The sequence below is a fragment of the Litorilinea aerophila genome, from assembly GCF_006569185.2.
In the GTDB taxonomy this organism is placed as follows: domain Bacteria; phylum Chloroflexota; class Anaerolineae; order Caldilineales; family Caldilineaceae; genus Litorilinea; species Litorilinea aerophila.
This window is the reverse complement of sequence record NZ_VIGC02000012.1, coordinates 39,894-51,911: the sequence shown is the minus strand read 5'-3', so window position 1 is coordinate 51,911 and position 12,018 is coordinate 39,894. Positions and strand designations below refer to the sequence as shown.

Below are 12,018 nucleotides of genomic sequence, written 5' to 3'. Positions count from 1 at the left end.
AATCCCCAATCACCCTTTCATGAGGGGTCGCAGCTTGAGGGCCAGCTGGAGCGAAAAGCGGGCGTCGGGGTCGTTCAGGTCGAGCTGGGTGATGTTGGCGATCCGCTCCAGCCGGTAGGTCAGGGTGTTGCGGTGGATGTGCAGCCGGTTGGCCGTCTGGCTGAGGTTGCCGTGGCACTCAAAGAAGGCCTCCAGGGTGTCCACCAGCTCGGCATTGCGGTTGTCGTCGTGGAGGATGAGGCGGCCCAGGGTTTTGCGGAAAAAGCGGGCCGCTTCCGGGTTGTTGCCCAGGGCGGTCAGGAGCTGGTAGAGCCCCAGGTCCCCAAAGTAGGTAACGGGCGCTCCCTTCCATTCCTTCCCCAGGCGCCAGCTTTCCCGGGCCTGTTGTTGGCTCTGGAGCCACCGGGCGGGTCCCACAGCGGGGCGCCCGATCCCGATCACCAGCCTGGCCTTGGGATAGCGGGCCTGGATCTGGTTCACAAACTCATTGGCCACAGCCTTCAACTCCCGGCCGCTCTTGGGATTGTCGATGGGCCAGAAGAGCAGGATGCCTTCTTCCCGCCGGCTGTAGGGCGCGGTGATACCCTGTTTCTCCACGAAACGGAGCAGGGGCGTGGGCCAGTCGGGCACGTTGTGGGCCTCCACCATCCAGGCCACGTGGGGCCGGGTGAGGTCAAATTTGAGCGACGCGCCCCGCTGGATCCACGCCTGCTCGTCGGCAATTTCAGCGGCCAGCAGCTCGTCCAGGAAAGCCGCCCGCATTCGCTCCTCGGCGATGCCGATGGCATTCTGCTTGGCCCATTCCAGGGCTGCTGCCGCGGCGCCCTGCAGGACGGCAATCTCCTCCACCGCGGTGACGTCCAGGCTGTGGTTCTCTCCCCGCAGGACCAGGCAGAAACCCCGCACAGACTCGTTGGCCAAAATGGGCGCCACCACTGCTTCCCGGAAGCCCCCTGTCTCGCCGCCATTGCCGCCCGCCGGCACCAGCATGGGCAACACGCCCACTGCCTGGGACAGGGTGTGGGTGGGCTGGGTGACAGCCCAACTGCGCAGGGCCATCATGTTAGGCAGGGCACCGGTGACGGCGTGGCGTTCGCCCTCTGGCAGGGATTCCAGGCCGGCCATGGCTGCCACCTCGCCATCCTCCCGGAGGACCACGATGGGCTGCTGGAGAAACTGGTGAATGTGCCGGGCGATCTCCTCCATGCCGCCCCCGTCCAGGGCGATCTGGTTGAGTTCCCGCTGGAGCTCCGCCGAGCGCTGCGCGATGTAGCCCGCCCGGTCCACGATCAGGCGAATGACGGCCCGTTCCACCTGGATGAGGGGCACATCATCCGGCAGGCGGAAGAGAGGAATGCGGGCGGCCCGGGCCACGTCCACGGCGGCCCGGTGGAACTCACCCTGGACGGCCACGGCCGCGATGCGGGCATCCTGCAGGCTGCGCACCACCCGGTCCAGCCGCATGTTGGGGTCCAGCCGCCGCAGATCCTCCATGTCGATGAGGGCAAGCTCGTTCCCGTCCAGCTTGGGGAAAGCCGGCGGACTGGGACGCAGGCTACAGGCCCAGCTGACGGTGCGGTTCAGGTATTCCCCGCCCGTCAAGAGCTCGGTTCCAGGCGGTAAAGCCAGGCGATAGATATCTTCAATCGTTGCTGTGTTCTTGTACATATTGCACAACGTGTCGCGTGTGGCGGTTCGTGGTCCAGGCTGGTACCTGGGCTCAGGTTCTTCTGCCGTTGCCTGCCCCTCCTCCTTGGAACCACCCAGGAAAGCGCCTGTTGGCCTTGGGATACAGGCGATGCCCGCATTGTTCCCTCCCTCGCCAGAAGGGTGCCCTGGCTGTTCACGTTAAATCTGCTGGCATCCTCTGAATTATAGGAGGAGCAGCAGGGATTCAGCAAACGGACATTTCGGGCACATTGTATAAAATTGGGGCCGGGCATGCAATTTGGGCGAATTGTACAAGGGGGGCAGCCAAAAAAAACAGCGGGCAACCGCCCGCTGCTACTGTCCCGATTTTCAGGCGATCTCGGTTCAGGGGACTGGTCAGGACATCGGCTGTCGCCAGGCGGTCATGATAGCGCCGCAGCTTCCGCCCCAAACGGCCCACAACAAGGTGAAGCCGTAGCCCAGCCAGGCCGGGTCCTGGCCCATGGCCGAAGCCACGATCAGGAACACCACGATGCCCAGGATGATCCCGATCAGGCTGCCCAGGAAGAGCTTGCCGATGGAGTGCTCCTTGCTCAGGGCGCCCACCAGGATAGGCCACAGGATGAAGCCCAGAATCAGCAGGATGAAGCCCAGGATGCCGCCAATGAGGGGCTTCCAGTTGCTGCCCAACTGCCCCGTGGCAATCTGATAGCCCAGCACCGGCCCGGCGCCGATCAACAGAAAGGCCAGGATGTAGAGCACCGGGATCTCGGCCCGGAAGAGTAATACCGTGGCAAAGGCCGCGATGGCCGTCAGCACGCCTGCATACACGGAAGCCAGCCAGGGGTTGGTCTCACGGTTGGAGACGCTCACTGCGGTTAAGGGAATCATGGCGTATCTTCTCCTGTGGATGATGGGATGATAATCGAATCGGCAAAGAGGGTGAACGCTGCGACCTCTGCGGCGCCATCCCTTTTTTTAAAGTCTCATGCCTCAGCGGGCAGCTCTTCCCATTCGGCCAGCAGCCAGGCCCCCACCACCAGGTAACAAACCGGCCGGTGTTGGCGGGCCAGCACCAATACCAGGGCGTTTTCCTCATCCACGGCCACCTCCTCCAGCCACAGCCCGCCGTGGACCAGACGTGCCAGCCAGGTTGAGACCGCCTCCAGCCCCGTCTGGGGTTCTTCCTCCAGGCTGGGGTAACAGAGGGTGCCGTAGAGCTCAAAGTACACACCGTCGGCCAGGTACAGGTCCAGGTCAAAATGGGCCTGGCCAGCTGAATCTGCATCCAGCTCCAGATCGGTCGGTTGGATGGCGTCCAGTACCGACTCTTCCCAGACCGAGATGTGGACCACCCGCTGGCCGGTTAGCTCCGCCAGCTCCTGGTAGAGCTCATCGTCGACCTCGGTGTAGAATTCGACGTCCTGCTCTGGGGTCGACCTGCGCGCGGCCATGGCGACTCAAGCCTCGTCCCCGGTTTCCTGCCGGGCCGGCCCGGTGACGATCATCCGGGTGGGAATGGTCATCAGCTCCTGGAAGAATTGTCCCCCCGCCCAGAAGTGGCTGAATTTAACCGGCAGCCCCTGGTCGATGAAGGCGTTGGGGCCTTCCATCAGGTGAAAGTGCAGGTGGGGACCTGGTGAATTGCCGCTGTTGCCCACCCGGCCGATGCGGGTGCCCCGGCGGATGACCTGCCCCACGTTCACCTCGATGCTGGCCTGTTGCAGATGGCCGAAGAAGCTGAACTCCCCGTTGCCGTGGCTGATGACCACCGCGTTGCCCAGCAGGCGACGGGGATCGTCCCGGAACATGCGGGGATCCGGCCGGGTGCCCGGCGCCAGGTCGGGCATGTCGTAACAGATGTAGGCCACCTTGCCGCCGGCGGTGGCGTAAACGGGTTGATCCCAACTGTAGTGGTCTTCCAGCGCCAGGCCTGAACCTCGAAAGAACTGGTTGTCCGGCCCCAACTTCACAAAATCGATGGCATAGGTCTGGCTGAAGACCTCCAGCTTGTGCTGGTCGCTCCAGTCCGCCGCCTGGATGGCCCACCAGGTCCCTTCCAGGGGAAAGTGCAGGTCGGTCTGCTGGGCCGGGAAGACCACGGGGATCTGGAGGACCGACTGGGTCACCAGGCCGTCTTCCTGCTCGCTCTTGCCCACCGCGGTCACCTCGATGGTGGTGAGCGGTTCGTAGCCGTGGATCAAAAAGTGGAGCCCCCGGACGGCCAGCCCGGTGTCCACAGGGATGCGCAGGTCCTGCTCGCCCGTGCGGGCCTGGATGATGCGGGCGGGCCAGCGCTGCTCGAAGAGCAACTGGTGTTCATGATAGCCTTTGAAGACCAGTCCGTTGAGGGTGACCGGGCCGTTGACGGCTGTCACGCCCACGTCGAAGGCCACTTCCTGGACGGGGCCGATGTTGGGGAAGGGGAGCCTCGTGTAGCGCGCGGCGTTCAGCCGGGCCGGTCGGCTCTCAATCTTGAGGTAAGTCTGATCTGTGTCGATGCGGGTGGTATCGCACGTGGTGGTGGAATCCAACGTCACCGTCCTTGTTTCACCTGGTGGGTCAAGGGCTCCAGCCTGCTCAGAAAGGCCAGGATCTGGCGCCGGTAGTCGTCTCGCTCTTCCCGGCGGGCAGGATGTTCGCCACCGCTCACGCTGTCAATGAGCCGGAGGAGTTGGAGCGCTTCGGCCGGCGCGATACGGTAGTAGGTTTCTGCCGTTTCCAGGCTCTCCAGCCGTTCCCACCGGTCGATCCAATCGTTCAGGTACAGGGTGTGGCAGAGCCGGCAGCGCCAGACGCTGAAAGTCTGTTTGTCCCCTTCTGCCGTTCCCACGGTCAGGGCGCCCAGATTCGCAATCCGGCCTTGACAGGCGAAGCAGGGCTCTGTGCCGGCGCCCACGCCGCTGCGCTCCACCAGACGTACCTGCCAGGCCGGCGTTCCAGCCGGCTGTTTCCGTGCACCCGTCAGCCAGGCACGCAGCCGGGGCCAGAAGCGTTCCTGTTCTTTCGCCAGTTCGGCCGCTTTGGGCAAGGGCGGCAGGGGTTCGTTCTCTTCGGCCAGGGGCACCGACGATGTTGCATCCCGGGCCTGCCAGTGCTGACAGCCCAGCGCAAGGCCGGACTGGGCCGTGAGCAGAGCCGGGATCGGCTCCTCTGCCAGCCGCTCGTCCCGCCATCCACAGTGCCCCAGGGGCAGGCCATCGGCCACGGTCTGACCGCGGCTGCGCCAGTGGACGCAGCTCCCGCAGCTGTGCAATGCCCAACCCGCCGCCGCCAGGGCGGCCTCCAGCCGGGGCAGCAACTCTTCACCGGGCGGCCCGGCCAGCCGCAGCAGGGGGCGGGGTTCACCCGGCGCGCCCGGTTGATACTCGGCGACCAGGCAGGCGGCCGGCGCCTCATACCACAAAAGCTGGAACCAGCGCAGCTCTCGGGGCGACCCGGCCCGACGATACAGGCGTACCCGCTGGAAAACCCGGGTCCGCGTGCCTGGAAACACGCCGGACATGGTCTCCAGATTAAAAAGTTGGAAGCCCTGCTTTGTGTCTGCCATGTGCCCTGCCGTTCACCTGACGTGTATTCTACACCAAAGCGATCGGGACGCAAAACAAATGTTTGAATTGGCCTGTCCCCAGGCAGACTGGGAAGAGAAGATGAATCAGTGCCTGCACGCCCGACAGTGGTAGATTGGTCACCCTGTGTGGAAAGGGCCCGGGGAGGTACAATGTGTCTCTAGCGTGACGGGCTACGGGCCCCGGCGATATGGAGGAGATTGAACATGCTCAAGCTTGGTGACTGGTGGGCCGGCAGCCTCTTCATGGGCCTGGTCTTGGCGGCTTTTCTTCTGTGGCCGGGTACCGGCCACACCCAGGCCGAGGCTCCGGTCCTGGTGGGGGCCGGGGACATTGCCCACTGCAGCCGGAGCCAGGATGAGGCAACTGCCCAATTGCTGGATGGGATTGCCGGCACTGTCTTTACCCTGGGCGACAACGCCTATCCTGATGGGACGTTGACCCAATTTCAGGAGTGTTACGGGCCTGGCTGGGGCCGCCACAAAGGGCGCACCCGCCCCGCGCCGGGCAACCATGATTACCACGTGCCCGGCGCGGCGGGCTATTACACCTACTTCGGCGAGGCGGCCTCGCCGCTGGATGCCGGCTGCACCAGCGACTGCAAGGGCTACTACTCCTACGACCTGGGCGACTGGCACATCATCGTCCTCAACAGCGAAATCGACCGTGGCGCCGATTCTCCCCAGGTGCAGTGGCTGCGCGCCGATCTGGCTGCCAACCCCAGGACCTGTACCCTGGCCTACTGGCACAAACCCCGCTTCAGCTCAGGCCGCCATGGCAACAACAGGAGCGTGCGTGCCTTCTGGGAGGTCCTTTACGAGTATGGGGCGGACGTGGTGTTGAGCGGCCACGACCATACCTACGAACGTTTTGCTCCCCAGGACCCGGAAGGCCAGGCCGATCCGGCCCGGGGCATCCGCCAGTTTGTGGTGGGGACGGGCGGCGCAAGCCTCTACTCGTTCTCCGAGATTCAGCCCAACAGCGAGGTGCGCAACGACACGGCCTGGGGCGTGCTGAAGCTGACCCTGCACCCGGACCGCTATGACTGGGAGTTCATCCCGGCCACGGTCTCCCAGGACGCCCCTACCTTTACCGACGCAGGTAGCGCCAATTGCGTTGGCAATGGATCCGCTCCTACCGTAACGCCCACGGCCCCCACTGCCACCCCCGCCCCGGTGGAAACGCCCAGCCCATCCCCTGAACCCACCGCTGCGCCCACTGTGCCTCCCCCCACCCCCTCTGCACCCCGGGAGGTGATGTTCGTCCCATCTGATGAGGACTTTCCCAACCCAGAGCGGGGCTTCATGCGCCAGAAGAGTATCTGGCCCGACCAGGGAACGGAGCAGTTCTCCGGCATCAGGCGAGATGACCCGGCCGACTCCCTGGTCTGGATCTATTTTCGGCTGGACAACTATCGGGATCGGGAGCTGGATGCCGAGGGGCTCTCGGTCATCCGGGGGGCCTTCCAAGACGCGCGGCAAAAGGGGCTCAAACTGGTGATTCGCTTTATCTACAACTGGGGCCCCGGCTGGACCGACGATCCGGCGCAGGCAAACCCGGACGTCCCCATCGACCTGGCCCTGCGCCATATCGAGCAGCTGGCGCCCATTCTGGCGGAGAATGCCGACGTCATCGCCGCGCTCCAGGCCGGGTTTGTGGGCCATTGGGGAGAGTGGCATAGCTCCAGGTACCTGCATCCGCTGGAATACCGGCGGGCCATTGTCGATGCGCTTCTGGCCGCCTTGCCGGCAGATCGTCCCCTCCAGCTGCGGTATCCCCGCTACAAAGAGCTGTTCTACGGAGGACCGCTGACCAGTGCCGAGGCCTTCTCCGGTACCGACGCCAGCCGGGTGGGCCACCACAACGACTGTTTCCTGCGGGATGACGACGATACCACCTATCGATCCACCACGGGGCAGGAGCCAAAACACCATTCTACCTATTGTGACGGCCAGGATGAGATCGCCTGTTGGAAAGAGTTCGTCGCGCAGGAAGGGCTCTATACCCCCATCGGCGGCGAAACCTGTCAGTATAACCCACCCCGGACCGACTGCCCCAACGCCCTGGCCGAGTTGGAAATGCTCCACTGGTCGTTCATCAACAACGGCTATCGGCAGGAAGTGTTGGACGGCTGGAGAGATGGCGGCTGCATGGAGACCATCCGCCGCCGTCTGGGCTATCGCCTGGTCCTGAACAGGGCCCGCTTTGCCCCATCGGTTGTGCCAGGCAGCGCCCTGTCCCTGGAGGTGGCGCTGACCAACGTGGGTTTTGCTCCCCCCTACAACCCCCGGCCTGTCTTCGTGGTACTGATGGGAGGGGGGCGGTGGTATGAATTGCCCCTGCCGGATGTGGACCCCAGGCGATGGACGCCCGGCGCGGAGCATCTCTTCTCTGTCTCCGTCGCCATCCCCGCCCATGTGGTGCCTGGCACCTATCGGCTTGCCCTGTGGCTACCCGATCCTTATGAGTCTCTGCGCCAGAACCCTGCCTACTCGATCCGATTCGCCAATGAAGCGGTGTGGGATGAGGAGACGGGCCTCAACGTCCTGGCTTCGGATTTCCAGGTGGCACCGGGGCAGGGGCCACTCCAGGACGAGCGACTTTTCCTGCCCCTGGTACACCGTTAGCCCCCGGCAGCTACTTGCCGTTGGCCTCGTTGATCAGAGCGCTGGTTTCAGCCACCGTCTGCGCTGGATCGGCACCGCCGGCCAGCACCTTGAGAAACATGTCCCCGCCATAGGCCCACACCTGCTCCATCTCCGGCACAGCAGGGAGGGCCTGGGCATGGGCAGCCTGGCGGAAGAAGCCCTGCAGGATCGGATCGTTACCCAGTTCGGCGCCCCGGAAGGCTGGCAGCCGCCGGGCCAGCCCAGCCATGGACGGACCGCCCAGGGGGCCGGATACTTCCCGCGCAAACAGGAGCGCCAGCGCCTGTTGCTCAGGCGAGGCCTGGGGGTTGATGAAGAAGCCGCTGGCGTTCAACCAGGGCTGCGCAGGGGCCACCGGGCCTGCCGGCAAGAGGGTGACATCCAGCTTCTCGCCCAGGGCCTGCTGGAGTTCGTCCCGGCTCCACGGCCCGTCCACGAAGAAGGCATACTCCTCCTTCTTAAAGCGATCCAGCAGCATGCCGTAGTCCTGGTCGATGAAGTTCCCCGGCGTCTGGTCCGCCTGGACCAGCCAGGCCAGGTAGCGGGCTGCGCCGTCGTTCTGGTCCAGCACCACTCGACCATCGGCGTCCAGCAGTTGGCCGCCGTAGGCCGGGATGCCCCAGTAGAGGTGGTAGAGGCTCAGATACAGGCCGATGCCCTGGCGTGGGTCTTCCTGGGCCAGGGCCAGCAGGTCGTCCAGGGTGTTGGGCAGCCGGCCCTCATCCACCAGGGCCCGGTTGTAGTAGAGGCTGACCAGCTCCATGTAGATGGGCAGCCCGTAGAGGCGGCCCTGCCAGCGCAGGCTGTCCAGGGCCGCGGGCCAGTAATCCCGCAGGGCGGCTTCGTCCACCAGGCCGTCCAGGGGCTGCACCACACCAGCCGCCACCATCTGGCCCAGCCACCAGTTGGGGGCCAGCACCAGGTCGGGGCCGCCACCGGCCTGGACCGCCTCCCCGTAACTCTGGAGCAAGTCCGGATCGGCCACAAAGAGGGTGTCCACCGTCACATCAGGGTAGCGCTGCTGGAAGCGTTCCAGCGCGGCCGCCAGGGCATCCCCATCTGCCTGGGCCCAACTGTGCCAGAGTACCAGGCGACCGCTGACCGGCGTGGGCGCCTGGGTTGACGTAGGCGTGGGCAGGATAGGGGCGGACTCGCCTGCGGGGGTAACCATGGGCGTGGACGGAGCCGGGTTCGGGCTCTCGGCTGCGACGGCTGTGGTCACTGGCGGGGGCGTCGGCGTGGTCTGGCCGCGCCTTCCACAGGCCGCGAGGAGCAGCCCCAGGGCCAGGCAGGTCACCAGGGCCAGCATCAGGCGGCTGGGTCGCCCTCCGACTCCGCCGGCGCTTTGGGGGCGGGGCGTCTCTGCCGGCATCACCTTCCGCATCACCTTCCAAGGACGGCTATCCACGTTTAACCCCCATCCCTTACCCTCTGTCGGCCAGATGATCCAGCAGGCCACGCAGGCCCAGCAGGTAGCTGCGCCAGCCAAAGCCGCTGATCTGGCCGACGCAGACCGGCGCGATGACCGACGTGTGGCGGAAGGGCTCCCGGGCATGGACGTTGCTCAGGTGGACCTCCACCGTGGGCAGCTTCACCCCGGCGATGGCATCCCGCAGGGCGTAGGAGTAGTGGGTGAAGGCGCCCGGGTTGATCAGGATGCCATCCGCCCACTCCCGGGCCTGGTGGATGAAGTCCACAAGGGCCCCTTCGTGGTTGCTCTGGAACGAACGCAGCTCGTGGTCGGCGCCGGCCGCTGTCCGCAGCGCGTCGTCGATGTCGGTCAGGGTCATGGTTCCGTAAATCTCGGGCTCGCGCGTGCCCAGCAAATTCAAGTTCGGACCGTGAATGACGGCAATCTTCGCCATGGTTTCACTCTGCCCTTCGTCTTCCCTCTTGGGTCTTTGGTGGTTGGTGGCCCTTTGTGGGGGCTTCGTCCTTCACGCCATCCCTGGCCCCGGCAGGAATGTCCTGGCCCCCTTACGGCTGGAGCACCCGGGCCAGGGCCCGGTAGACCACCTCGGGGCCGGGGTCATCGATCAGGCGTACATCGCCCAGGGCGTAGGGTACCACGAAGCGCAGGGTCTTGCCGGCCCGCTTTTTGTCGTGGGCCATGGCTTCCATGACTGCCTCGATGTCATAGCCCTGTAACGAAATGGGCAGCTCGTGGCGTTCCACCACCCGGGTGATGCGGTCGGCCAGGGCCCGGTCACAGAGGCCCAGGTCGGCGGCCATGTGCCCGGCCGCCACCAGCCCCACCGCCACACCTTCGCCGTGGCGAATGCTGAACTGGCTGACCAGCTCGATGGCATGGCCGAAGGTGTGGCCCAGGTTCAGGGTGGCTCGACGCCCCTGCTCGAAGGGGTCTTCCTCCACCACCTGGACCTTCACCCGCACCGCGTCGGCCACCAGTTGGGTCAGGTTGAGGGGGCCGTGCTCCTCCAGTTGCCGGAAGAGCTCTGGCGCGCCGATGATGCCGTGTTTGATGACCTCGGCCAGGCCGGCCCGAAATTCCGGCGCCGGCAGGGTGGCCATGACGTTCGGATCGATGATGACCAGTACCGGCTGCTTGAAGGCGCCCACCAGATTCTTGCCCTGGGGCAGGTCCACCCCCGTCTTGCCACCCACGGAGGAGTCCACCATGGCCAGCAGGGAGGTGGGGATCTGGACCAGGGGCACGCCCCGCAGGTAGGTGGCCGCGGCAAAGCCCGCGGTGTCGCCCACCACGCCGCCGCCCAGGGCAATCACCGGGCTGCGGCGGTCCAGGCCGGCAGCCAGGAACTGGTCGTAGAGCGAGGCCACCGTCTCCAGGGTCTTGTGTTGCTCGCCCTCGGGCATCTGGCAGATGACGGGCTCGAAGCCAGCTTCCCGCAGGCTCTCGGCCACGGGAGCGGCGTAGTGGGGCGCGATCATGGGGTTGGTGACGATGGCGGCCGGCCCTGGCCGGAGCCCCCGGTTACGCAGCAGCCGCCCGCTGTGGGCCAGCAGCCCCTCGCCGATGCAGATGGGGTAGCTCCCCTCTGGCCCCTGGACCGGGATACGGGTCATGCCGGGGACCTCCATCTCCGCCTCCAGGATTTCCAGCACCCGTTCCACCACCTGTTCCGGCGTGTAGCCCGTGGTGTCGACCTGTTGGCGGATGGCGGCGTAGGCGGGGCGCCGTGCCTGGAGCAGTTCACGCACCCGGCGGGCCCGTTCAGCCTGGCTGCCGGGCAGCAGGGGGCGGTCATCGGCCTGCTCCACCCGTTTCAGAATTTCATCCACGGAGGCGGTGAGGCAGATGATGACGCCGGTTTGGGCCAGGGCCTCCCGGTTGGCGGGGTTGACCAGCGCGCCGCCGCCGGTGCTCAGGACGATGCCCGCTTCCCGGGCGAAGCGCCGGCAGAGCTCTGCCTCCACCGCCCGGAAGGCCGCTTCGCCCTCCTGGGCGAAGATGTCGGGGATGGGCTTGCCGAAGTGGGCCTGAATGGCGTCGTCCATATCCACGAAAGGGCGGTTCAGGCGCTCGGCCAGCAGACGCCCCACGGTGGTTTTGCCCGTGCCCATGAAGCCGGTGAGCACGATGTTGCGGGTGGCAGGAAAATTGCTCATGGTTCTGTCTCGTTGGGGTTGGTCACTGTTGAACGGATTGCGGCCAGCACCTGGTGGAGCTGGACCTCCAGGGGGCGCGCGGTGTCCACGGGCAGGTGATGCTCGGGCGCGATGGGATAGCGCCAGCAGCCGTTGTACCGGGCCAGCAACGCCTGCATGGCCGGCCAGCTGCTCACCTTGTGGGTGGAAGCATCCGGGAGGCGGGCATCCAGGCGTTGGCGCCACGTCGCCTCATCCAGGAGGGTCTCCACCACCAGCAGGCGGGCTCTGTAGCGTTGAGCCAACCGGCAGCCGGTGGCATAGCCGATGGGGTAGGAGAGCGGCGAATCCACCACCACACTCAGCCCGAGGACAAGCTGGGTCTCGGTGAGCTGCCACAGGATTTCGTAGGCCAGCTCATTGCCCCGGGGCAACCCGACCGTGTGGTCCTTCACATCGTCCTTGTCCAGCAGTGGCCAGCCCAGGTGTCGGGCCAGGGCGCGGGCCAGGGTGCTCTTGCCCGTGCCCGGGTGGCCCTTCAGCAGCAGAAGGTGGGGCTGGCCGGGTAGAGGCGGCGTGGCCAT

General features: G+C 65.7%; 10 protein-coding genes. 1 reads left to right on the top strand and 9 read right to left on the bottom strand.

Annotated features, from left to right (window positions below; genetic code table 11):
- Positions 1-9: 9 nt before the first annotated feature.
- From FKZ61_RS10945 to FKZ61_RS10925, 5 genes are all read right to left on the bottom strand, one after another.
- Entirely contained in the window at positions 10-1,668 is a 1,659-nt protein-coding gene (locus FKZ61_RS10945; protein ID WP_141610163.1) for a helix-turn-helix domain-containing protein, read from the bottom strand.
- A 378-nt stretch (positions 1,669-2,046) separates the two neighbouring features.
- Complete coding sequence (locus FKZ61_RS10940; protein ID WP_141610162.1) at positions 2,047-2,541, bottom strand: hypothetical protein; 495 nt, start codon at positions 2,539-2,541, stop codon at positions 2,047-2,049.
- Between the two features lie 95 nt (positions 2,542-2,636).
- Positions 2,637-3,104, bottom strand: coding sequence for a hypothetical protein (locus FKZ61_RS10935; RefSeq protein ID WP_141610161.1), 468 nt, complete (start codon positions 3,102-3,104; stop codon positions 2,637-2,639).
- A 6-nt stretch (positions 3,105-3,110) separates the two neighbouring features.
- Positions 3,111-4,190 carry a M23 family metallopeptidase gene (locus FKZ61_RS10930; RefSeq protein WP_141610160.1) on the bottom strand — a complete coding sequence of 360 codons (1,080 nt, stop codon included), beginning with the start codon at positions 4,188-4,190 and terminating at the stop codon, positions 3,111-3,113.
- Positions 4,187-5,200 (bottom strand): hypothetical protein, encoded by a 1,014-nt coding sequence (locus tag FKZ61_RS10925; protein ID WP_141610159.1) that lies wholly within the window; start codon positions 5,198-5,200, stop codon positions 4,187-4,189. The genes FKZ61_RS10930 and FKZ61_RS10925 overlap by 4 nt, the downstream gene beginning before the upstream one ends.
- 225 nt (positions 5,201-5,425) lie before the next feature.
- Between FKZ61_RS10925 and FKZ61_RS10920 the strand changes: the two genes are divergently transcribed.
- Positions 5,426-7,846, top strand: a complete 2,421-nt coding sequence (locus FKZ61_RS10920) for a DUF4832 domain-containing protein (RefSeq protein WP_141610158.1) — start codon at positions 5,426-5,428, stop codon at positions 7,844-7,846.
- 10 nt (positions 7,847-7,856) lie between these two features.
- Here FKZ61_RS10920 and FKZ61_RS10915 read toward each other — a convergent pair whose 3' ends face one another.
- The 4 genes from FKZ61_RS10915 to FKZ61_RS10900 form a co-directional block, all read right to left on the bottom strand.
- Positions 7,857-9,275 (bottom strand): sugar ABC transporter substrate-binding protein, encoded by a 1,419-nt coding sequence (locus FKZ61_RS10915; protein ID WP_141610157.1) that lies wholly within the window; start codon positions 9,273-9,275, stop codon positions 7,857-7,859.
- 16 nt (positions 9,276-9,291) lie between these two features.
- Positions 9,292-9,732 (bottom strand): type II 3-dehydroquinate dehydratase, encoded by a 441-nt coding sequence (aroQ, locus tag FKZ61_RS10910; protein ID WP_141610156.1) that lies wholly within the window; start codon positions 9,730-9,732, stop codon positions 9,292-9,294.
- A gap of 112 nt (positions 9,733-9,844) precedes the next feature.
- The gene (gene aroB / locus FKZ61_RS10905; protein ID WP_141610155.1) at positions 9,845-11,455 is read right to left on the bottom strand and encodes a 3-dehydroquinate synthase; all 1,611 of its coding nucleotides are present in this window, start codon (positions 11,453-11,455) and stop codon (positions 9,845-9,847) included.
- Positions 11,452-12,018 carry an AAA family ATPase gene (locus tag FKZ61_RS10900; protein WP_229964218.1) on the bottom strand — a complete coding sequence of 189 codons (567 nt, stop codon included), beginning with the start codon at positions 12,016-12,018 and terminating at the stop codon, positions 11,452-11,454. Before FKZ61_RS10900 ends, aroB begins: the two co-directional genes overlap by 4 nt.